This is a genomic window from Bacillus sp. FSL K6-6038 (assembly GCF_038050455.1).
GTDB lineage: Bacteria > Bacillota > Bacilli > Bacillales > Bacillaceae_G > Bacillus_A > Bacillus_A pseudomycoides.
The window spans coordinates 3,346,517-3,370,326 of record NZ_JBBOUH010000001.1; the positions used below are offsets into that span (position 1 = coordinate 3,346,517).

Here is a 23,810-nt window from a genome sequence, read left to right on the forward strand (position 1 = left end):
GATACATTTGAGAGATTTTCTAATACTTATGGTATTATCAGAAAATTCTTATTAATTAATATTCTACTATTTTTTTCGAGTTTGTAAAGTTATTTTTAAAAATTCTGAAAATAGTTTTTCTATAATAATGATTCGCTTTTTAATAGCACAATTACAAGATTCTCCCCATCTACTATATGAGCACTAAAGCTTTCTTATTCATCTCTATTTTTTCGAATTATATATAACCTCCTTTCTCTCTATAAAGTGAAACTTTAATCAGTGTGGTTTTTTCATCCCCCACTGATTATTAGACCTCACTAATCGGGCTTTTAGAGATAGTTGATCCCCTCACCTAATTTCTTTGCTTTCACTAACTTTTGAGGTAGGAGTCTTATTGCCCTTTAATAGAGGGATAAATAATATACATTTAAGAATTCCCTTTAATTCCTCACTGCCATTCTGAATCAATTTAAATTTTTATCCTTTTAGCAATAAAACAAATTATGAACAAGATTCTTTCCATGAAAAAGCACCTCCAAAAGTAGTTGACCTACTTCCGGAGGCTCTTTTCTAATTTCATATTATTTTCCGCCTTTTTCCTCTACATACGCCCACTTGAAGCTGTACTCTGGGCTGATATTATGTTTTACAATTCCTTTTACATTTGGTTTCATTACATATGCTCTACCTGTTTGATATAGTGGCACCATCGCTACATCTTCTTCAAGCAATAATTTTTCTGCTTTTCCTAACTCTTCCCAACGTTTCTTCGGATCAGACATTAATTCATTTCCTGCTTTTTTAACCATTTCATCATATTTTGGATTTGAGTAGCTCATTTGGTTATAAGGGCTCTTTGTTTCAAACATATCGATAAATGTCATTGGATCTGCATAGTCTGGGCTCCAACCTGCGTAAGAGATTTCATAGTCTTGCGCTGTCTCTAGTTTTAACTTTTGTTTAAACGGCTGGATTTTCGTATTAATTGTTACACCTTTTAAATTTTTCTCAATTTGGTCTTTTACATAATCAGCAACTTTTTTCGCTGTTCCATCATCATAACTTAACAATTCAATTGCCACTTGGTCTTTACCAAGTTCTTTTTTCGCTTCTTCCCATGCTGCAGCTGCTTTTTTCGTATCTTGCTTTAAACCATTTTTAAATGTTTCTGTGAAATCTTTACCGTCTGAACCAGTTGCTAGTCCTTTTGGTACTAATTGATCCGTTGCTTTAGAACCGTTGTTTAAGATAACATTTGCTAAACCTTTTTTATCAATTGACAATGCAATTGCTTCACGTAACTTTTTATTTTTCAGCGGCGTATCTTGGCCACCACGTTTTTCATTCAAACGTAAGAAGAAAGTGCTTGATTCTGCATACTCACCATATTCATCTTTCTTCGGTTTATATTTATCAACAAACTCTCCTGATAATAATGTAAAGTCAATTGCGTCAGTATCATATAAGTTCACTTTTGTAGCTACGTCTTTTACAACACTATAGTTAATTTCCTCTAGTTTCACACTCTTTTTATCCCAATAATTATCGTTTTTCTTCAACTTCCAACCTTGCTCATGCTTCCACTCAGACATTACAAATGGTCCATTATATAAAACTGTATCCGCCTCTAAACCGAATTTATTCCCTTTTTCTTTTACAAACTTTTCATTTAATGGATAGTATGATGGGAATGCCGTTAAATTTAAGAAATACGGAACAGGCTTTTCTAATTCCACTTCAAGGGTATAATCATCAACCGCTTTAGCACCTAATGTAGATAGGTCTGCTTCTCCTTTATTAATTGCTTCTGCATTTTTAATATAGTAAGCAATAAACGCATATTCAGAAGCTGTGTTTTTATCAAGTAAGCGCTGCCATGCAAACACGAAATCTTTCGCTGTTACTGGATCACCATTTGACCATTTTGCATCTTTACGAAGCTTAAATGTATATTTTTTACCATCCTCACTTTTCGTGCTAGATTCAGCTGCAGCTGGGATTGGTTTATTATCTTTATCAAGGCGATATAGCCCTTCCATCGTGTTCCCTAAAATTTGCGAACCAAGTGTATCTGTTGATTTTGAAGTATCCATTGTTGGAATTTCCTGATTTTCTGTACGATTTAATACTTGTTTTGCTGCATATTTAATATCAGATTTTTTCTCTTCACCACTATTAGACGTTGTACTTGTCTTCTTATCCCCACCTGATCCCGAGCATGCCGATAATGCCATACTCATTGCTAAAACTGGTGCCACAACCGCTGTTAACTTCTTCAACTTTTTCTTTTTCATTGTGTACCCTCCCTAATTATATGTACGATGATACCCTTGATAGATTTCTGATATATTTGTATTATCAGAAAATTCTTATTAGTTAATATTCTACTATTTTTTTATGTTTTGTAAAGTTATTTTTTTAAATCTCGAAAATATTTTCTACTATAATGATGGTATATTTTAGTCACACTACTTTACAAAATCTCTCCATTCACTATATGACAGCAATACCCTTCCTATCATTTATTTAAATTAATATAAAATTATTTATATATAAACTTTGCATCAAACATCCCTTCTAATGTCTGAAGTCTCTTTAAACAAGATTCATTACATAGAAAAAAAGCACCTCTAAAAGTAGATGTCCTACTTTTAGAAATGCTTTTCTATCTTTATATTACTTTCCGTCTTTTTCAGTTACGTAAGCCCACTTGAAGCTGTATTCTGGACTGATATTATGTTTTACGACACCTTTTACGTTTGGTTTCATTACATACGATTTAGCACTTTGGTATAACGGTACAAGCGCTACATCTTCTTCAAGCAACAGTTTTTCTGCCTTTCCTAACTCTTCCCAACGTTTCTTCGCATCTGCCATTAACTCTGTTTTTCCTTTTTTGATGATTTCATCATATTTTGGATTTGAGTAGCTCATTTGGTTTTGAGAATTTGTTGATTCGAACATATCTAAATATGTCATTGGATCCGCATAGTCTGGGTTCCAGCCACCATATGAGAAATCATAATCTTGTTCAGATTCTAATTTCAGCTTTTGTTTGAACGGCTGCATTTTAATATTAACTGTTACACCTTTTAAGTTTTTCTCAATTTGGTCTTTTACATATTCTCCAACTTTTTTCGCATTACTTGTATCATAGTTCAAGAACTCAAGTGTCACTTGATCTTTACCAAGCTCTTTTTTCGCTTCTTCCCAAGCTGCCGCTGCTTTTTTAGTGTCATTTTTCAGGCCAGTTTTAAACGTCTCTTGGAAATCTTTACCGTCTGGTCCGTTCGCTAATCCTTTTGGCACTAAGTAATCAGCAGGTTTAGAACCATCATTTAAGATTACATTCGCTAAATCTTTTTTATTAATTGACAACGCAATTGCTTCACGTAATTTTTTGCTCTTTAGTGGTGTATCTTGGCCAGCACGTTTTTGATTTAAACGTAAGTAGAACGTACTTGGTTCTGAATATACTCCATATTCTTCTTTTTTATTTCTATATTTGTCAACAAACTCTCCAGCTAATATAGTAAAGTCAATTTGGCCACTATCATATAGATTTACACGAGTTGCCATATCTTTTACAACACTATAGTTAACTTCGTCTAACTTCACACTCTTTTTGTCCCAATAATTATCATTTTTCTTCAGCTTCCAGCCCTCTTCATGCTTCCAATCAGTTAGAACAAACGGTCCATTATAAACTACAGTATCAGATTCTAAACCGAATTTATCCCCTTTTTCTTTTACAAACTTTTCATTTAGTGGATAGTACGATGGGAATGCCGTTAAGTTTAAGAAGTATGGAACTGCGCTTTCTAGTTCAACTTCGAGTGTGTAATCATCTATCGCTTTTGCACCTAGTGTAGACACTTCCGCTTTTCCTTTATTAATTGCTTCTGCATTTTTAATATAATAAGCAATAAATGAGTACTCTGCAGCTGTCTTTGGATCTAACAAACGTTGCCATGCAAACACGAAATCTTTTGCTGTTACTGGGTCACCGTTTGACCATTTTGCGTCTTTACGAAGTTTAAATGTATATTTTTTGCCATCCTCACTTTTCGTACTTGATTCAGCTGCAGCTGGGATTGGCTTATTATCTTTATCAAGGCGATATAACCCTTCCATCGTATTCCCTAAAATTTGTGATCCAAGAGTATCTGTTGATTTCGAAGTATCCATTGTTGGAATTTCGTTTGTTTCTGTACGATTCAGCACTTGCTTTGCTGCTAATTTAACATCCGATTTGCTATCACTTCCGCTTGAATTCGTACTTGTTTTTTTGTCCCCACCTGTAGAACATGCAGTTAATGCCATACTCATTGCTAAAACTGGTGCTACGACTGCTGTTAATTTCTTCATCTTTTTCTTTTTCATTTTTTGTACCCTCCCTAATTTCCTGTACGTTTCTAGATTAAGAAATTTCTGATAATTCTGTTTTTCTTTATATTCTTATCAAAAGATTCCTATTAACTATTATTCTACTAATTTTTTGTTTTTTGTAAAGTATTATTATTAAAAATTTTGTAAAAATTATTTTATTACAGTAATATTCATAAACATTCTATTACGTTGATATAGAATTTTCTTGTATTACTATATGCATTTGATTCTTCTTCTATTTATTCCAATTGTAAAGAAAACTCTTCTGAATTATTGTTAATAAATAATGTATAATTCTAGTAAATCCTTTCTTAACAAAATAAAAAAAGTCAGCTTTACTGACCTTTTCATCCGGCTATTTTTTCTTTTTGCATACCTATTAGCATCTGTTTATCTTTCCCCTCATTAAATTCATTTTCGCTTTTCGCAACAACTACAGTTGCAATACCATTACCAATTAAATTTACGATAGCGCGCGTTTCTGACATAAAGTGAAACTTTAATCAGTGGGGGTTTTCTTCATCCCCCACTGATTATTAGTTGAACCAATCGGGCTTTTACGGGCAGTTCATCCCCCACCTAACTTCTTTGCTTTTGCCAAATTTTGAGGTGGGGGTCTTACTGCCCGTTAATGCGGGATAAAACGATCTCCCCCCTAATAGAAGAGCTAATCCTTCTAACGGAATAACATGCATCGCTGATAAAGTTGATGCCAATACATAAAGCCCTCTCCAGTTACAGCGTCTTCCCCTTTTAAAGTAACTAACAAAATAGCTATTATTGTTAATTGTTGACCAAGCGAAAGATCGAGGTAAAAACCTTCACTGTATCATTCAAACAAAAAAGCAGATATTTATAATGATCTGCTTTACTAAAAAATATTTTATATTATGTTTTTCATATACTTTAACTCTCCCCATCTTCTTTTTTAATTTGCTGTTCACTTAATCCAAGATGTATTCGAAGTATATTACTAAGTTCTCTCAAACTCTTTGTATCTGGATTATAATAATAGACTCGTTCACCTTTCGGCCCATTCGGTAAATACAAATCATCTCCAGCTAATTGAATTTTCTCAATTGAAGCATTTAATCCATATTTATAAAACGACAGCATATCAGCCAAAGCTAAGTTTGTCTTAAACTCACCATCTACAGCATCAATCATCTTTCCTATTTTCGTAACAGATCCTGCACTTTTTAATTTTGTTAAGATCGCTTCAATGACAAGCTGCTGACGCTGTCCTCTCATAGCATCACTATCGATATGACGTGTCCTTGCAAGAGCAAGTGCTTGTTCACCAGTTAATGTTTGCATTCCTTTTTTTAAATGAATAGCCTCCGGTTCATCTTTACTATTTTGTTCAGAAAACTCAATTGGAACATCTATTTCAATACCACCCAAATCATCAACAATTTTTATAAATGAATTAAAATTGAATTTCACAAAATAATCAACTGGTACATGTAATAATTTTTCTACCGCTTCAACAGACGCTTGCGGTCCTCCATCCTTTCCGTTCTTTACAAAGCCCCTACCATATGCATGTGTTATTTTATCCTTTTTCTTTTCGATTGGAACATATGTATATGTATCACGTGGTATGCTTATTAACTTGACTGTCTTATCATCCTTATTAAAAGTAGCTAGTAATAATGCATCTGTATGAAATGCACCATTATATTCTTTTTGACGCTCTTGATTTTCATCAATGCCCATAATTAAAAGAGAAACATTATTTGTTATTGGCTTTACAACTTCCTCACGCAAATCAGATTTCTCACCACGTGCTAGACTGAGAGAAGCTTTTTGTACCGCATTTGAAGTTTTATTATACAAATACGCACCATATCCTATTCCAACAGCTAATAACACCCCTACAAATATCCCTATCACTTTTCCTCTTTTATATTTTTTCTTATTCTTTTTTTCACGTGAAGGTAAATTCTTCTCCATATTAGTTCCCCCGATATTTATTATTCTATACGAATTAAAAACTATCAAAATAACAAGATCATTATTTATTCAATACATTTTTCAATTTTTCGTATGAAGAAACATCTTTTTGAAATACGTTTTCATCAATCCCTTTGTTTATTTGTATCTTTTCCGTAGTAATAGAATACTGGATCATTCCATTATGAAAACTAAGAAAATTCAACATAATCCCCGTATTTTTTTCTACAATCATTTCGAATTTTCCTCGTAAGTCTTCAGATGTACTTAAAGGCATCTCTATGTTTATAACGCCCTCTATTTTATAACAGTCTAATCCAAGATACTTTGTTTCTTTAAAATTCCAATCTTTATATCGAATTAACAAATTTGCAAACTCCGATTGAATACTATATTTTGCTAGTCCGACATATTCATCATCATACCGCTTTTTCTCCCCCACTTTATTAAATGCTCTTTCAGTAGGTGTTAGTTTTAGTAACTCTATATTTTTAGGTTCTGACTTCCATCTCACTTCTTTATATGTATAATCTTTATCATTAAATTCCTGTTTTTTCCCTTGGTTATATAAAACTGTCATTTTTTTTGACTGACGATCCTCTTTAGAAGAAATCCCTCTCTGATTCCATGTATCAATTGCGTACTTATAAGTAGTAATTAGGCGAGATGAACTAGAGTACTCTTCAAATTGCCCCTTAACACTTTTAAAATGATCGATTGAATCCAGCATTTTTTTGTGAATTTTTTCTTTTTCAGGATAATTTACATTAGATTTTGTTTCTTCCTCATTTTCATAATCTGAAAATGCCTTTTTCGTTACATATTCAAATACTCCACCTTTTTGCGCAAAACTTTGCACAGAAAATTCAAACATAGAAACGATTGACAATGCCATTATTGCCACACTAACAGCCATAGCTTGAACTCTATAAGACTTCTTCTTAACCGGGAGATTATGTAATGTATCATTAATTTTCCGATTCAACTGCTCCGGTAACATTGTTTTCTCTCGGTCTATTCGCTTTTTCAGTTTTTCATCAAATAATTCATCCTTATCCAACACATACACCTCCTATTCCATTCGTAATTGCTTCTGCAATTGTTCTCTTGCCCGTGACAACCTTGATTTAACAGTTCCTTTTGGTATTTCTAATAATGCCGCAATATTTTCTTGATTCATATCTTCATAATAGTAGAGTACTGTTACAGCTTTTAATTCTTCATTTAAAGACTGAATTGCATTATGAAGATCTATATCTTCATAAGAATCAAATGCTATCATATAATCATTATTTCCTTCTATCGCAATTACCTTTTTTCGTGATCGTATCATTTCATTACACTGATTCATCAGGATTCGAATGCACCATGTTTGGAAAAACTCTTCATTTTTAAGCTTTTTTATATTTTCATAAGCCTTTAGAATTGTTGTTTGTATCGCATCTTCTACGTCATTCTCATCATATAGCATTGCTTTGGCTATACGATAGAGCTGAACTTTATGTGTATGTATTAAAGAGACAAATGCTTCATGATCACCGTTTTTAGCTAAAGAAACATTACTCTCTTCTTTTACCATTATTTTATATACAGGTATTACTTTCACTGTCTATCCTCCCGTTTTATCCCGCTATTTGCGGGGCAGTAAGACCCACCACCTCAAAATTCAGCGAAAGCAAAGAAGTTAGGTGGGGCGGACTAATAATCAATTGGGGATGAAGAAACCCCCTACTAATTAAAGTTTCACTTTATATCTTCCAATAAAACTTTACACTTATTAGATGGTTTAGTGGGGAAAAAGGTTCACTTTTTTTATAATTTTCCAGAAATAAAAAAAGATAGTTAGTTCATAAAGGAACTAACTATCTTTTCAACTCTATTTATCTATAGCGGTAAATCTCTCTTTTTGAACAATACAATCGCTACTACAAAGATACAAATCGCACCAAAAATTAATCCAATACTTACCGGCCATATGTTATATGTCCCTGCCACAATTTCTTTTGGACGGAACAACGTAAATAATGATATATTTCTCATCCATTCTAGCTTATCACTTAATTTCCCTACCATATCTAGTAAATAAAACAAAATTGTAACACTGGCAGAAAGACTAAGAGCTTTTCTTTCATCGTTACATATACAAGAGAATAAAAATGAATAGGCACTGACTACGAAAAACAACAGCCCCCCAACTAAATTCATTTTGAAGAATACTTCTTGATTTAAATTGTTATCTTTCAAGAGCCACTCTGCTCCTAATACACCAGCTCCATACGTCGCAAGTATAATAATCAGCAATCCTAGAATAAGAACTACCCCTTGTGTTATTGCAATTTTCACTCTAGATACCGGTGTTGCCAACAAATAAGCCATCGCCCCTTTATCTACATAACAAGCCATTACATGTGTAGCAACCGTTACACTAAAAATTGTCAATATAATTAGAAACAACATGCCATAGTATTCACCTGCTAAAAAATCACTTACATTTTGAATCGAATTTTCCATGCCAACAATCTTTTTCACACTATCTGGCATAGCATCTATCATTTCATTTAATCCTTTCGCAGATACGAGCGATGGAAATATCCAAATTAATAACCACAAATAAAGAGCCGCACCAATTGAATAACTCCATATGCTTTTTTGATTTTCTTTAAAGCTAGCTAAAAACAGCTGTTTATTCATGTTTCACACCCTCCTTCGCATCATAATAATGCATAAATAAATGTTCTAAATCCATCGCCCTCGTTTGAAGTGCTTTCACATTATACCTAGCAAGCGTTTGTAATACTTCCTGATAATTCCCCTGTACAATAATGGACGCTGTATTCCCCTTCACCGCTTCAAAGTGTAAATTTTCCTTTTGTAAAGAACGCATTTCCACTTGAGATGAAACCGTTACATCCATTACCTGTCTTCTCATGCCTTGTAAATCATGAATATTTTCCACCGTTACAAGGCGACCATCCTTAATAATAGCTACCCGGTCACATGTCCGCTCAATTTCTGTGAAAATATGGGATGACATAAGGATTGTCTTTCCTTTTTGTTTTTCCTCTAGTATTAAATCAATAAAAGTTTGCTGCATGAGTGGATCTAATCCTGACGTTGGTTCATCCAAAATTAACACTTCTGGATCATGCATAAATGCAGCTACAATTCCTACTTTTTGTTTCATCCCTTTAGACATTTTCCGAATTGGTGTTTTCACATCAAATTGTAATCTTTCAATAAGCTCATCACGTCTCTTTACATCTTTCAATCCGCGCATACCTTGCATAAGTTTTAAAAATTCTAATCCATTCATTCCTTCTATAAAGGAAATTTCCCCTGGTAAATAACCAACTTCCCTTTGAATTTTTGCAGCTTCGTTCCAGCAGTCTAGACCGAAAATTTCTGCATGACCAGCAGTTGGCTTTATAAATCCCATTAAATTACGAATCGTTGTTGATTTCCCTGCACCATTTGGCCCTAGGTAACCGAAAACTTCACCTTCTTTTACTTGAAAAGTAATATCAAATAATCCTTTTCCATTTGAAAATTTTTTTGTGACATTTTGGACTGAAATCATTATTCCACCTCATTTTTTGAAATATTTCGTGTTTTATATTTCAAAATTATTGTACTCCTCTCTATTTAAATTGGCAACAACTTTTTGAAATATTTTTATGTTCATATTTCAAAATTATTGTTTTCATCTCTATTTTCTTGTATATTTTAAATGAGGTGATTGTATTGAACGGTTTTGAAAAAGTAAAAGAAAAGAAAAAACGCGCCATTAAAGACGCTGCGTTATCATTATTTTCAGAGCGTGGATTTAATGAAGTAAAAATAGAGGACATCGCAAAAAAAGCAAAAGTATCTCAAGTTACCATTTATAATCATTTTGGTAGTAAAGATGCGCTTTTCCGAGAGCTTATTCACGAATTTGCGACGACTGAGTTTCAATTCTATCAAGAGATAGCAGCTGAAAATATGACATTTCAAGAGATGTTTCATAAGATGATGCGACGTAAAATGGAAAGTGGTAGTTTATTTCACCCTGACATGCTGTTGCAAGTAATCCAAAAAGATCCAGAGCTTCGCGAATTTATATATCGTTACCAAAATGAAACAGTCCTGCCTTGGTTTTTAGAGATATTAGAAAATGCACAACGCCAAAATGAAATTAATCCCAATCTTTCAAAAGAAATGATATTACTATACATTCAAATGTTTAGTAAGTTCGGCGAAGATTACGGTGTACAACTCTTGGAGGACGATCGTGAAAAACATATAAAAGATATCATTACGATGTTTTTTTATGGGCTTTCCAACCCTGAAAATGTCACTCGGGAAAATTAGATTAGTAATTTGAATTGTTTATATTTCATTCGAAGAGAAAAATTATATCCCACAACAAGCACATATATTCCAATCCTAAAATCCAAAAAAAAGACACGAAATCGTGTCTTTTTAACTTATAGTGAGATAACTCTACCTGTTTCACTACTTTCAATTGCCAATTGAATAAGTTGAATCACCTGTAAACCCTCTTCAGCTGTTACAAGAGGTTGCATACCATTTACTATACTATCTCGAATTCCTTTATAATAAATTTCATAGCATCCCACTTCTGTTGGAATATGCTTCACTTCTTCTTCTGTTTCTAAAACAGCAAAATTACTTTCACTATCTTCTCCATATCCTATATCACCTGGCTTCATACCAGCTTTTAATTGGTCTTCTTGTGAATCCATACCATATTTAACAATTGAGCCTTTATCCCCATGAACACTAAAATGAGGGCCTGCATGTTTCACATAACTACTACTATGTAAAATGACACGCTTGATTCCATAGTAAAGTACAATATGGAAATAATCATCCGTTTCTGCCCCAGGTCGTTGCTTTACTATATCCGCACTAACAGCATCTGGTTTTCCCAATAAATGTAATGCCTGGTCAATTAAATGCGATCCTAGATCGTATAAAATCCCCGATCCTGGTAAGTTCTTTTCACGCCAGCGCTCACGTACATGAGGACGGAAGCGATCAAAATGCGCTTCATATGTATACACATTTCCAATTTGTTTTTCCTCAATTAATTTCTTTATTGTTAAAAAATCATTATCAAAGCGGCGATTATGATAAACACTAACAAAGACATTATGCTCTTTCGCCAATCTAATAAGTTCTTCACCCTCTTCAACTGAAACAACAAATGGCTTTTCTACAACTACATGTTTTCCATGTACAATAGCTTCTTTTACAAATGGAAAATGCGTTGTATTTGGTGACGTAATAACAACAAGATCAATATCTTCTCGTTCTACCAATTCTTCAATTGTGTTAACAACTTGCACAGTTGGTAATGCCTGCTTTACTACTTCTTCTTTCGAAGATACAATAGCGCGAATATCATATTCATCAATCGTTTGTAATAAAGGGATGTGAAATGTTGTACTTGAAAATCCAAATCCTACAATCCCTACTCCTATTTTTTTCATATATTCCCTCCATATTTGAGAACGATTTCATAGTTATTATATCAAGTTTTATTTTATTTACATAACCATTTGCTCATTCTTAGATCGGTAAAAATAAAGTAAAGCTTTAATCAGTGGGGATTTCTTCATACCCCACTGATTATTAGCCGTTACTTAAATAACAAGACAAGCTGAATTCTTATAAATGACTGTAGAGAAGAAATTTCCGTTTTGAGAGTACTATAAAACATTTGCTTGATAGGCATAGGCATTCCCCAAAAAGCATACGCCCACTTTCAATTCATCTCACCTTATTTACTTTATTCTTCTATAAGATTTTATAAAATCAAAATTTTCTCAATATACAAAACAAAAACATAATTTATAATAACTCTTGAGCTAACTATTTTTAAAATTTATTTTTTATCTTCTATTTTCTTAGAGGATTTATTTCATTATTTCCATCTCTAAAAAAGGAAGGGTGAAGTCATGAACAATACAGAAAAAAAACTAGAATACATATTGTTTAGTAGCTGGTCGGTTTCCTTTATTGCAACCCTCGGGAGTTTGTATCTGTCTGAAATAATGAAATATGAGCCCTGTACATTATGCTGGTATCAACGTATTCTCATGTATCCACTAGTTCTTTTACTAGGAACAGCTATTATACGAAAAGATTATAGAATTGGGATTTATAGTTTGACTCTCGCTATCATTGGCGCATGTATAGCTGCCTATCACTATTCCCTTCAAAAAATCCCATTTTTATCTGAAAACGGAACATCATGTGGGAGAATACCTTGCACAGGGGATTATTTAGATTGGTTCGGATTTATTACAATCCCATTTCTCGCTCTAATAGCCTTTCTTCTTATTATTATTTGTGGCTTTATTCTTATGAAAATAAGCAAGGAGAGAAACTGTATATGAAAAAAATGCTTTTTTTCATTATTACTATTTTATCAATATTTACACTTATTTTTGTTCTAACCAATAAAGGAACAAAAAGTGAAAAAACCATAAGTACTGAGGAGGTAAATTATTATAAAAATCAAATTACCCCCGAACAATTGCAACAAGATCTATCAAATCACAAAACAAAAATAGTTTATTTCTACAAAACGACCTGTCCGCATTGCCAAAGGATTTCACCAATTGTAGTTCCTATGACAAAAAATATGAATATTGATATGCAAGTTTTGAATCTAGAAGAATATAAACAAGGTTGGGATATGTTTCAAATAAAAGGAACACCTACAATTATTTCTTACAAAGATGGAAAGGAAATGAATCGTATATTAGGCGAACAGTCTTTACAAACGTTTCAAACATGGTTTGAAAACAACAAATAAGAGTTTTTATTTTACCAAAAACGCTATTTTTTCAAACTCATAACTAGAGTATTGATAAAGAAACAAACATTAGCTTTATTTTTTATTTTTAACCATACATTCTATTAATTTATAGGGGAGTAAAGGGGCTCTCCCTCATGCTTACCAATCTTGAATAAAGGATGATTTTTATTTGATAGGTATGAGGGGGATTCCCCATCTGCAATAAAATATAATTTATTAGGAGGTAACACGTATGTTTAAAAAAGTTGCATTATCAATTGCTTCAGTAGCGGTAGCAGGTTCGGTTTTATTTGCAAGTCAATCGGTAACGGAAGCTGCTTTTTATCCGGTACAAAAAACAGGTTCTGGGCTAGATCTTCGCACAACTCCAACAATAAATGGCACACGGACCGAATCAAACATTCCAGATGGCACTCAACTTTGGTTATTTTGCTATGTGAATGGCGAATCTTATATGGGAAGTAAGGTTTGGGATTTTGTAGATGATAATGGCTATGGTGGTGAGTTAGATCAAGGCTTTGCTCCTGACTATTTCATTAAAACTGGTTCTTCTAAACCAGTTGTTGGATACTGCGCTTTTTAATTGGAAAACACAAGAAAACAGCCTCATCAGGCTGTTTTCTTTTTTACATAGTAATCTCAGTAGTAGTTACTGTGCTCACTTCATTTTTTGTTTGCTGATCTCGTACCGCATCAGTAATTACTTTTACGAATTTAACATCATTTGGAGCTTGAGATAAGAAACAGATAAGTGTAAACTTCATTTTTTCCTTCGCATTTAAGCTTCGACTTTTTGGATCCGCATTCATTTTATATACATCTACTTGTTCACCATTACTTAAAACAAGTGTTTTAAAAGGCCCTTGTTCCAAATCAAGTACTTGATCTGAAGTATTTTCTAAAGTGGTTGTAAATTGTATTGCATTCATTTGCTCTGTACCTAGTCCTCGTTCTTTTAAGTTGTATTTCCCAATTTCACTTACTTCTGTACTCTGAATTACCTTAATTCTTTCTACTTGAATATGAAGAGGCCCTGCTTCTATCATTGTATTAGGCTCACTTAATTGCTTTAGAATCACTGTTCCAAGTGGATGCTTTGCTTTTTGTCCTACTTGTGTTAATGGTTCTGTATAAGGCTTAGCTTTTACATTAGTTTCAGCTATTGGAGCTTTTTTATTATCAGATTCTACCTCTTTTTCAGAATTTGTTTGATTGGAACAAGCAGATATAAATATACATACAGATACAGTCATTAAAAAAGGATATACTTTTTTCATTTATGGACTCCTTTATTACAGAATATAGTTAACACATTTATTACTGTTCTATAGTTCTTAAATTATTGTAAATTAACAATGTGTTTTTTTGAATATTGAAATCAACAATATATGCAATCTTATATTGAGAAAATTTATTGTTACATATTTTCTTGCCTGCTTCTTTTTTCAAACATTTCTTTACTTTCACTCGAAGAGTTAGTAATAACAAAAATACCCAAAATAACCAATGTCATTCCAAAAATATGATACCAGAAGAGAGGTTCATGTAATATAAAGGCTGATAAAATTACTGTGCTTATAGGCATTAAAGCAGTAAATACTGCCGCTGTCCCCGCTGATACCACTTCTAACCCTTGATTCATTAATAGAACAGCTAATACAGTAATTACAACTCCTGTATATAATACGAGTAGCCACGCCAATGGAGATACAGTTAAAAAGTTAAAATGTAAAGATTGATATATTGCAGAAGGCAAAAATAATACCGCACCTGTCAAACTCATAATTGTTGTCATCGTTAAAGGTCTTAAAGGTGTAGAAATTAATTTTCCAAAGGAAAAGAAAATCGCTTCTCCAATAACAGCACAGAAGATTAACATATTTCCTATTAATGGGTGCGAGCCTACATTAAAATTTAATACCTGACCAAAAACATTGATAGACAATGTACCTAAAATAGTTAAAAGAATCCCTCCTATTTTATTCATTCCTAATCTTTCTTTTAGAAAATAATAAGAGATTAAAGCCATTATTGCAGGCGTACAACTCATAATAATACCGCTATCTAAAGCTGTTGTTTGTCTTAAACCATATAATGTGCAAACACTAAATAAAAACACCCCTATAAAACTTTGAAGAAAAAATATGATGTAATCCTTTTTTACTAGTTTAGGCATTTTTTCACCTTTATATAAAAATAAAGGAAGTAATATTAAGCAAGCAATTAGTAATCTAAGCTCAGAAGCAATAAATATAGGAAGTTCTTTAATAATGTACTTATTAACAATAACGAAGCTTCCAATTGCAACCATTGCAAATGACATTTGAATATAAGCAATTGTTTGTTTGGACATATTGGATTCCTTTCTCACTAAATTGTTAGTATTAATAGCTTTATTTAGCATGTTGCTTGTTATTATTTTGATATTCAACTGGTTACATAGCATAAGCTCTTAAGCCTTTATGAGTTGAAAGATCTTGTATGTATGATGATTTCATGGTTAATTACCCTTTGGCTGAAAACTCGTTTATAATGAATCAGCTCTTTTAGAAAACAAGAATTTCTAAAAATCATAACTAACAATAGCATGTAGCATCTTATATTTGCAAAATAAAAAACTGATTATCTTTTGAGAAATTTATACCGAATAATCAACCATAGACTAAAAAAAAGTATTTTATGGCTATGTTTCTTATTCTTCAAAAACACTATTATTTTAAAATATCTTGTATATCTCTTTATTTTATTTGAATGCTTATATTTTCAATAAATTTTCTAGGGATTCATTTTGATGTTGAGAAAAATAATTATATTCAGAATATTATTGACGGTTATTTTTTAAGGATGATACTATGAACAACATGATAAACAAGTTTCAAATTAGTATCTAAACTTTATATGATGGCAGTGTCGCCAAGTGGTAAGGCATAGGTCTGCAAAACCTAATTCCTTGGTTCAAATCCAAGCACTGCCTCCATACATTTTAAGGAGGTAACTTATGTCGAATTCAATGAATGTAAAAAAGAAAGGAATTCATCAATTAGTTGCATCAGAAGAAGAAATGATCAAGTTAATCAGTGAAGAATTAAAAAATACTACTCAAGAAGAATTAGTAATTATGTCAGGGCATTTTATGCTCTTTTTTAATGAAGAAACAAATAGCTTAACTCCTGGAATTATCGAAGAACAGAAAACAGATATGATGAAAGAGAGGATTTCACGTAGGGTAGGTATATTCCCTTTATACACTTGGAATATCGGAATTCAATTAGGCGAGCAATTTTATGAACAATTTAAAGACATTAAATACCTATTGTTAATTAATGATTGGCAATACGTTCCATCTACAAATGCAAGTGTTAGTGATCTTCGCAAAGAGTTTTATGAGAGATATACAGAAATTCCAGAAGCTTACGTTACAAGTTTAGAAAAGAGTAAATACTTTAATCAACAGAGTATCTTGCCTAACCGAAAAAATCCGATTTTTTTCCCTGAAACTTGGCTTAAATATAGATTTCAAAAAAGCGCTAGTAAGCTAGTAAAAGAAGGAAAATTAGAAAAGAGAATGTTAAACGATCGAGAAAATCAATCCGAAGTATCATTTGTAGATGAGGATGGAAATTATAAAACATTAATTAGTTGTGGTGTAACTGGATGTGCAGGAGAAATTACAGAAATGATAGCTGAGGTACATAAGGCAGGTTATAGAGCATTGTTATTATTCGCACCTGGAGAGTGTTACCAACCTGTACGTACAGGTATTGAAATCGCCCTTAATCTATATAATTTAACAGGGATGAAAGTGATTGTTGCGGATCCTGGTGGAAGTGGCGAAATGTCAAAAGAAGAAATCTATGAAAAAACCGTTAATTTTTCTGTGTTTTCTTCGTGATAAAGGAGGGCAATGCTTATGAGACAGGTGTACTTAGATTATGCTGCTACTACTCCATGTCATAATAAAGTGATCGAAGTTGTAGAAAAGTACATGAAAACAGAATTTGCAAACCCTTCATCTCAGCATGTGATGGGAAAAAAAGCACAGTATGCGGTGTATCAAGCGAAAAGTAAGATTGCAATTTCTATTGGTGCTCATAAAGAAGAAATAATATTTACTTCGGGTGCAACAGAAAGTAACAACTTGGCGTTGTTAGGAGCAATTGATTATCATGAAAAAGAACCCGTAAATGTAATTCTCTCACCTATAGACCATAAATCGATTTTAGAGGTTGGAAAAGAGTTACAAAGAAGAGGTATTATCGTAAAATATGTGGACATTAAACGTGATGGAACCATTTGCTTAGATTCATTGAGTCGCTTATTAGATGATGATACAAGAGTTGTTAGTTTTGCATATGTTAATTCTGAGGTGGGAACAATTCAACCAATCAATGAGATTTCTGCTTTATGCAGAAAATATAAAACATTGATACATGTAGATGCTGTTCAAGCTTTTGGAAAAATACCAATAGATGTGAAAAAATTGGACATAGATGCTTTATCTTTATCTGGACATAAAATTTACGGACCAAAAGGTATAGGCATTTTATATGTAAATCAGCACAAACAGGAATATTTTCGTCCTTTATTGTTTGGTGGTGAACAAACATATTTACGGAGTGGAACATTACCCACTTCACTAATAGCTGGCATGGGCGTAGCTAGTGATATAGCTATATTAGAACTAAAAGAGAATTATGAAAAAGCACTGAAATTAAGAACAATTGTTATAAATCAAATTCAACAAGAAATACCCCTTTCTCGCATAAATGTATGTATGGAAAATAGCATACCTCATATCATAAATATAATGATCCCAAATATTAGTTCAGAAACACTTATAGCAGGTATGAGAACTGTTTCTATTTCTTCAGGATCTGCTTGTAATTCAAACAGTTTAGAACCGTCATATGTATTACAAGAGATTGGATTATCCAAAGAAGAAGCCAATAGTTCTATTCGTATATCCATTAGTCCATATTTAAGTGAAGAAGAAATTTTATACGCTGTTGATGAGATTATAGCTAAAATTAAAGATATTTATTGCGTGCAACAGGGTTTTTAAAAATAATATAAAAAAGCACTATTCTTTCTGTATATTTTCACAGAAAGAATAGTGCTTTTTTGTGCTTCGCAACAGTATAAGATTTTAACAAAGGATTATAACTTGAAACAATATATTTTCGAGAGTTTCTTATCGTCTTAATATGATGATGACGTACTGTCCCCCGTTTCTATCAATACATAATCCCCCTTATTTTTCATCCTAATTCTTTTTGGTTTACTTTCATGAAAAAACTAAAAAGAATTAGAATAGTGGTGAATTTAAAGCCCTACTACTCCAAGAAACCCATGTTCTATATAGAACATGGGTTTCACTAATAAGATAAGTATATTTAATTGAAATACTTACTATCGTTTATTCACTATATCCGTTTCTTCGTCCACGTCTCAACCACTTCACCCGTATCAGTAACATCTAGTACTAAACTACCGTTACTATACCGGTCTTTATTACGAAATGCTTTTGGATCTATTTCTTCTACAATCTGTTTTTCTGTTTTCATATAAACAAGTTCATCATCACGAACAATTTCAATACCGACAATACGGTACGGATTACGTTTTAACTCTTTGAAGATAACAAGGCCTCGCTTCGCCCTTGTTGATTTCTCAATTTCGGAAGCTTTTAATCGCTTAACTGCACCGCGCTGCGTTACGAGAATCAATTGATCTTTTTCACTATTTAACGGTCTACCAGAAGCAACATAATCATCTTCTTTTAAATTAATCCCTTTTACCCCAGCTGCTCTTACACCAACTGGGCTTACTTCTTCTTCATTAAAAATAAGTGCATATGCACCATGTGTTGCAAGAACAATATCACTTGTTCCATCTGTTGCGAAGATATCGACAACTTCATCATCTTTTTTCAAGTTTACGGCTACAAACGCTCTTGAATAGCGCTGAACTTTATACTGATTTAATTCCGTTTTCTTAATCATACCATTTCGTGTAACAAACACAATAAATCGCTTTTCTTCCTCGAAATTCGGTACAACGGTTGCCCAAATTAATGTCTCGTCCCTATCAAGTGAAACGATATTTGCCACATGCTGACCTAAATCTTTCCAACGAATGTCCGGCATTTCGTATACTGGAAGATAAATATAATTTCCTTTATTCGTAAATAAGAGAACTATTTCTGTTGTATTTGTATCGAAACGCTCGAGTAAGATGTCGCCCTCTTTCATACCGAAGTCTTTCCCGTTCGATGCATTATGTGAGCGCCAACCAGTTCGCTTCACATAACCTTCTTTCGTTACAGTAACGATGACATCCTCCTGTGGAATCATAACTTCCACATCAATTTTAATTTCTTCAATTTCCTCTTCAATAACAGCACGGCGATTATCGCTATACGTTTTCTTTACTCTCTTTAGATCTGCTTTAATGACCTGAAGGAGCTTTTTCTCACTTTGTAAAATCGCTTGTAATTCTGTAATTTTCTTCTCTAGTTCTTCCGCTTCTTTTTCTAGTGCTGTAATATCTGTATTTGTTAAACGATACAGTTGCAAGGATACAATTGCTTCTGCCTGCGCTTCTGTGAATCCAAATTTTGCACTTAAATTATCTTTTGCATTACGCTTATCTTTAGATGCTCGAATTGTTTCAATTACCTCATCTAAAATCGATAATGCTTTCATTAAACCTGCCACAATATGTTGACGATTTTCAGCTTTTCGCAACTCATATTCCGAACGACGTGTAACAACTTCTTTTTGATGCCCAATGTACGCATCTAAAATCTTGGGTAACGTCATTAATGTTGGACGACGATTATTTATAGCCACCATATTGAAGTTATATGGAACTTGTAAATCAGTATTTTTATATAAGTAATTTAAAATACCTTCTGCGTTTGCTTCTTTTTTTAGTTCCACAACAATACGAAGACCTGTACGATCTGTCTCATCACGTACTTCCGCAATTCCATCTAGCTTTTTATCTAGACGTAGTTCATCCATTTTCTTTACAAGGTTTGCTTTATTGACTTCGTATGGAATTTCTGTAATGACAATTTGCTGTTTGCCACCGCGAATCGTTTCAACTTCCGCTTTTCCACGAATGATGATTTTCCCTTTTCCTGTTTCATATGCTTTTTTAATTCCATCAAGCCCTTGAATAATGCCACCTGTTGGGAAATCAGGTCCTTTTATAACTGTTAATAAATCATCTACGGAACTATTTGGCTTATCGATACGCATCATTGTTGCATCAATTACTTCTCCAAGGTGATGCGGTGGAATTTCTGTTGCATATCCAGCTGAAATCCCTGTTGAACCGTTTACCAATAAATTCGGGAACATTGCTGGTAATACAACAGGTTCTTCACTTGTATCGTCAAAGTTTGATACAAATTCTACTGTCTCTTTATCAATATCACGGAGTAACTCAGATGCAATTGGCGATAAACGAGCTTCTGTATAACGCATTGCTGCCGCTGGATCACCGTCAACACTACCATTATTTCCGTGCATTTCAACTAATACGTTACGTACTTTCCAATCTTGGCTTAAACGTACCATCGCTTCATATACAGAAGAATCACCGTGTGGATGATAGTTACCAATAACATTACCAACTGTTTTAGCTGATTTACGAAATGGTTTATCATGTACGTTTCCTTCTACATACATTGAATATAAAATCCGACGTTGTACTGGCTTTAAACCATCACGAGCATCTGGTAGCGCGCGATCTTGAATAATATATTTACTATAACGTGCAAAGCGGTCACCTAACACGTCTTCAAGCGGGAGGTCATGAAACTTCTCTGCCTGCATGTTATTCCACCTCCGTCTCCATAATCATTTCATTCTCTAAAATATTACCTTCTTCTTGCATACCAAACTGTACATTACGCTCAATCCATTTCCGACGTGGTTCTACTTTATCACCCATCAATGTCGTCACGCGGCGTTCTGCTCTTGCTGCATCATCAATTTTTACGCGAATTAGCGTACGCGTTTCTGGATTCATTGTTGTTTCCCATAATTGATCCGCGTTCATTTCGCCAAGACCTTTATAGCGCTGCAACATATATCCTTTACCGACCTTTTTCGTTACGCCATCTAATTCTTCATCTGACCATGCATATTCAATGACTTCGCTTTTCCCTTTTCCTTTACTTACTTTATATAAAGGTGGAAGAGCAATAAATACTTTACCAGCTTCAATTAACGGCTTCATATAGCGGTAGAAAAACGTAAGTAGTAACACTTGAATATGTGCGCCATCCGTATCAGCATCGGTCATAATTACGACTTTATCATAGTTGATATCTTCGACAGTAAATTCATTTCCAACGCCGCCACCAATTGCATAAATAATTGTATTGATTTCTTCATTTTTGAAAATATCAGCAAGCTTTGCTTTTTCCGTGTTAATGACTTTACCTCGCAGTGGCAAGACAGCTTGGAAACGGCGATCACGCCCTTGCTTTGCAGAGCCACCAGCAGAGTCACCCTCTACTAAATATAGTTCGTTCTTCTGTGGATTACGTGATTGCGCAGGTGTTAACTTCCCACTCAACGTTCCTTCTGAACGTTTTTTCTTCTTACCAGTACGAGCTTCTTCTCTAGCCTTACGCGCTGCTTCACGGGCTTGTGCTGCTTTAATTGCTTTTCTCACAAGAAGTGTTGCTACATCTGGATTTTCTTCTAAAAAGTATGCTAAATGTTCCGAAACAATTGCATCGACAGATGAACGTCCTTCACTTGTACCAAGCTTACCTTTTGTTTGACCTTCAAATTGCAATAAATCCTCCGGTACACGTACAGAAACAATCGCCGCTAACCCTTCGCGAATATCTGTACCTTCTAGGTTTTTATCTTTTTCTTTTAGCAAAGAGACTTTACGAGCATATTCATTAAAGACACGTGTCATCGCTGTTTTAAATCCTGCCTCATGTGTCCCCCCATCTTTCGTACGTACATTGTTTACGAATGAAAGAATATTTTCTGAATAGCCATCGTTAAATTGAAATGCAAGTTCTGCTTCAATCCCATTTTGTTCACCAGTGAAGTAAACAACTGGATGTATAGAGTCCTTTTCTTCGTTTAAGTAAGAAACAAATGCTTCAATTCCTGTTTCATAATGAAAAACATCTTCTAAATCATTTCGTTCATCTCTTATAGTGATTTTCATACCTTTTAACAGAAATGCAGATTCACGTAATCTCTCACATAACGTTTCATAATTATAATTTGTTGTACTGAAAATTGATGGATCTGGTTTAAAATGCATCGTTGTTCCAGATTGTTTTGTTTTTCCAATTTTCTCTAGTGTCGTTGCAGGAACACCACCATTTTCAAAACGTTGTTCATATATATACCCATCGCGTTTAATGGTTACAACGAGCCATTCTGATAATGCATTTACAACAGATGCACCAACACCGTGTAAACCGCCACTCGTTTTATAACCTCCTTGTCCAAACTTCCCCCCTGCATGAAGTACAGTTAAAATCACTTCAGGTGTAGGTTTTCCAAGTTTATGCATTCCCGTAGGCATCCCGCGCCCTTTATCAATAACACTAATACTATTATCCTTATGTATTACGACAGAAATTTCGTCGCCAAACCCCGCTAATGCTTCATCAACTGAGTTATCTACTATTTCGTATACTAAATGATGCAATCCACGGCTGTCCGTGCTCCCGATATACATACCCGGGCGTTTTCGAACGGCTTCAAGACCTTCAAGCACTTGAATGGCATCTTCATTATATTGAAACTGATGCTTTGCCAAACTCCTTGCCCCTTTCCTAATCAAATCAGAACATATGTTTCTATTATAGAATAACGCCTTAACCATCCTTTTGGCAAGTTATGTTATGTCTTTTATATACTATTTTCAATAGAAAAATCCTTGTTTTTTCACAAGGATTCCTCTAGGCTACTATTTCAGAAAAATAATCGTTTGTCAACAAAAAATGGATATGTATTCCAATTACACACTCCACCATTTGGCAATTAACCAAATGACAATTATCCAAAATGGGATAACAAGTAGCAATCCCCAAAAACAGCCTTTAAAAAATCTCATGATGAACACCTCGTTCATCTACCCAGTCTTCAAGTATTCCCCCGAGCTGAATCGATCTTTCGTTTACAATGTCTATACTACCTCGTCATTGCATGTTCTACTTTTATACAACGATCCATAATAACAGTATATCCCTTTTCCTTTAAAAATTTATATGTATCTTCATCTTGTACTCCTAATTGTGCCCAAAAAACATCCGCATCAATCTCCACAAATTCCTTTGCGACGTCCATTAAAAATTCAGAACGACGGAATACATTTACGATATCGACATGCTCCTTAATATCTTTTAATGACGGAACAGCTTTTTCTCCCAGTACCTCATCTACGACTGGGTTTACTGGGAGAATACGATACCCTGCATCCTGCATTGCTTTTGAAACCATATAGGATGTGCGTTCTGGTTTGTTAGATAATCCAACAACCGCAATTGTTTTGCTATTTTTCAATACTTCACCAATTTCCGTACGAGTTGGGTTTTCAATTGTCATATTAAATCCCTCCTATTCTTTTAGTATAGCCGATAAAGAAAGTCTCTTTCAATACG

General features: G+C 33.7%; 19 protein-coding genes, 1 tRNA gene and 1 pseudogene. 7 read left to right on the top strand and 14 right to left on the bottom strand.

Annotated features, from left to right (window positions below):
• Positions 1-563 precede the first annotated feature (563 nt).
• From NSQ40_RS17610 to NSQ40_RS17650, 8 genes and pseudogenes are all read right to left on the bottom strand, one after another.
• Positions 564-2,276 (bottom strand): peptide ABC transporter substrate-binding protein, encoded by a 1,713-nt coding sequence (locus NSQ40_RS17610; RefSeq protein ID WP_003199025.1) that lies wholly within the window; start codon positions 2,274-2,276, stop codon positions 564-566.
• Positions 2,277-2,658: 382 nt separating this feature from the next.
• A complete protein-coding gene (locus tag NSQ40_RS17615) occupies positions 2,659-4,365 on the bottom strand; it encodes a peptide ABC transporter substrate-binding protein (protein ID WP_003199026.1) in 1,707 nt (568 codons plus the stop codon).
• A gap of 353 nt (positions 4,366-4,718) precedes the next feature.
• Positions 4,719-5,188, bottom strand: a pseudogene (locus tag NSQ40_RS29515) (hypothetical protein); the annotation flags it as partial.
• 89 nt (positions 5,189-5,277) lie between these two features.
• Positions 5,278-6,327 carry an LCP family protein gene (locus NSQ40_RS17630; RefSeq protein WP_003199028.1) on the bottom strand — a complete coding sequence of 350 codons (1,050 nt, stop codon included), beginning with the start codon at positions 6,325-6,327 and terminating at the stop codon, positions 5,278-5,280.
• 61 nt (positions 6,328-6,388) lie between these two features.
• Entirely contained in the window at positions 6,389-7,387 is a 999-nt protein-coding gene (locus tag NSQ40_RS17635) for a hypothetical protein (RefSeq protein WP_033796318.1), read from the bottom strand.
• A 12-nt stretch (positions 7,388-7,399) separates the two neighbouring features.
• The gene (locus NSQ40_RS17640) at positions 7,400-7,933 is read right to left on the bottom strand and encodes an RNA polymerase sigma factor (RefSeq protein ID WP_018765348.1); all 534 of its coding nucleotides are present in this window, start codon (positions 7,931-7,933) and stop codon (positions 7,400-7,402) included.
• 278 nt (positions 7,934-8,211) lie between these two features.
• Complete coding sequence (locus NSQ40_RS17645) at positions 8,212-9,018, bottom strand: ABC transporter permease subunit (RefSeq protein WP_018765347.1); 807 nt, start codon at positions 9,016-9,018, stop codon at positions 8,212-8,214.
• Positions 9,011-9,904 (bottom strand): ABC transporter ATP-binding protein, encoded by an 894-nt coding sequence (locus NSQ40_RS17650; protein ID WP_003207942.1) that lies wholly within the window; start codon positions 9,902-9,904, stop codon positions 9,011-9,013. Before NSQ40_RS17650 ends, NSQ40_RS17645 begins: the two co-directional genes overlap by 8 nt.
• A 137-nt stretch (positions 9,905-10,041) precedes the next feature.
• On the opposite strand from NSQ40_RS17650, the gene NSQ40_RS17655 reads away from it, so the two are divergent.
• Positions 10,042-10,677 carry a TetR/AcrR family transcriptional regulator gene (locus NSQ40_RS17655; protein WP_080547229.1) on the top strand — a complete coding sequence of 212 codons (636 nt, stop codon included), beginning with the start codon at positions 10,042-10,044 and terminating at the stop codon, positions 10,675-10,677.
• Between the two features lie 116 nt (positions 10,678-10,793).
• Here NSQ40_RS17655 and NSQ40_RS17660 read toward each other — a convergent pair whose 3' ends face one another.
• Positions 10,794-11,822: an oxidoreductase gene (locus NSQ40_RS17660; protein WP_258248266.1), complete on the bottom strand. Its 1,029-nt coding sequence runs from the start codon at positions 11,820-11,822 to the stop codon at positions 10,794-10,796.
• A gap of 468 nt (positions 11,823-12,290) precedes the next feature.
• Here NSQ40_RS17660 and NSQ40_RS17665 point away from each other — a divergent pair, with 468 nt between their 5' ends.
• The 3 genes from NSQ40_RS17665 (at position 12,291) to NSQ40_RS17675 (ending at position 13,739) form a co-directional block, all read left to right on the top strand.
• Positions 12,291-12,731: a disulfide oxidoreductase gene (locus tag NSQ40_RS17665; RefSeq protein WP_018765343.1), complete on the top strand. Its 441-nt coding sequence runs from the start codon at positions 12,291-12,293 to the stop codon at positions 12,729-12,731.
• Positions 12,728-13,153, top strand: coding sequence for a thioredoxin family protein (locus NSQ40_RS17670; protein WP_018781492.1), 426 nt, complete (start codon positions 12,728-12,730; stop codon positions 13,151-13,153). The genes NSQ40_RS17665 and NSQ40_RS17670 overlap by 4 nt, the downstream gene beginning before the upstream one ends.
• 235 nt (positions 13,154-13,388) lie before the next feature.
• On the top strand, positions 13,389-13,739 hold the full coding sequence (locus NSQ40_RS17675) for a hypothetical protein (RefSeq protein ID WP_003199046.1): 351 nt from the start codon (positions 13,389-13,391) through the stop codon (positions 13,737-13,739).
• 43 nt (positions 13,740-13,782) lie between these two features.
• Here NSQ40_RS17675 and NSQ40_RS17680 read toward each other — a convergent pair whose 3' ends face one another.
• Both NSQ40_RS17680 and NSQ40_RS17685 read right to left on the bottom strand, forming a co-directional pair.
• The gene (locus NSQ40_RS17680) at positions 13,783-14,433 is read right to left on the bottom strand and encodes a hypothetical protein (RefSeq protein WP_003199047.1); all 651 of its coding nucleotides are present in this window, start codon (positions 14,431-14,433) and stop codon (positions 13,783-13,785) included.
• Positions 14,434-14,573: 140 nt separating this feature from the next.
• The gene (locus tag NSQ40_RS17685; protein WP_003207937.1) at positions 14,574-15,509 is read right to left on the bottom strand and encodes a DMT family transporter; all 936 of its coding nucleotides are present in this window, start codon (positions 15,507-15,509) and stop codon (positions 14,574-14,576) included.
• A gap of 550 nt (positions 15,510-16,059) precedes the next feature.
• Here NSQ40_RS17685 and NSQ40_RS17690 point away from each other — a divergent pair.
• The 3 genes from NSQ40_RS17690 to NSQ40_RS17700 all read left to right on the top strand — a co-directional run bounded on the left by NSQ40_RS17690 (position 16,060) and on the right by NSQ40_RS17700 (position 18,218).
• Positions 16,060-16,133, top strand: a tRNA-Cys gene (locus NSQ40_RS17690).
• A gap of 21 nt (positions 16,134-16,154) precedes the next feature.
• Positions 16,155-17,048 carry an LPD16 domain-containing protein gene (locus tag NSQ40_RS17695; RefSeq protein ID WP_018765339.1) on the top strand — a complete coding sequence of 298 codons (894 nt, stop codon included), beginning with the start codon at positions 16,155-16,157 and terminating at the stop codon, positions 17,046-17,048.
• Between the two features lie 18 nt (positions 17,049-17,066).
• Positions 17,067-18,218, top strand: coding sequence for a cysteine desulfurase family protein (locus NSQ40_RS17700; RefSeq protein WP_018781489.1), 1,152 nt, complete (start codon positions 17,067-17,069; stop codon positions 18,216-18,218).
• Between the two features lie 361 nt (positions 18,219-18,579).
• Here NSQ40_RS17700 and parC read toward each other — a convergent pair whose 3' ends face one another.
• The 3 genes from parC to NSQ40_RS17715 form a co-directional block, all read right to left on the bottom strand.
• On the bottom strand, positions 18,580-21,000 hold the full coding sequence (gene parC, locus NSQ40_RS17705) for a DNA topoisomerase IV subunit A (RefSeq protein ID WP_003199054.1): 2,421 nt from the start codon (positions 20,998-21,000) through the stop codon (positions 18,580-18,582).
• A gap of 1 nt (position 21,001) precedes the next feature.
• Positions 21,002-22,966, bottom strand: a complete 1,965-nt coding sequence (parE, locus tag NSQ40_RS17710; RefSeq protein WP_003199055.1) for a DNA topoisomerase IV subunit B — start codon at positions 22,964-22,966, stop codon at positions 21,002-21,004.
• A 374-nt stretch (positions 22,967-23,340) separates the two neighbouring features.
• Entirely contained in the window at positions 23,341-23,754 is a 414-nt protein-coding gene (locus tag NSQ40_RS17715; protein ID WP_003199060.1) for a CoA-binding protein, read from the bottom strand.
• Positions 23,755-23,810: the final 56 nt, after the last annotated feature.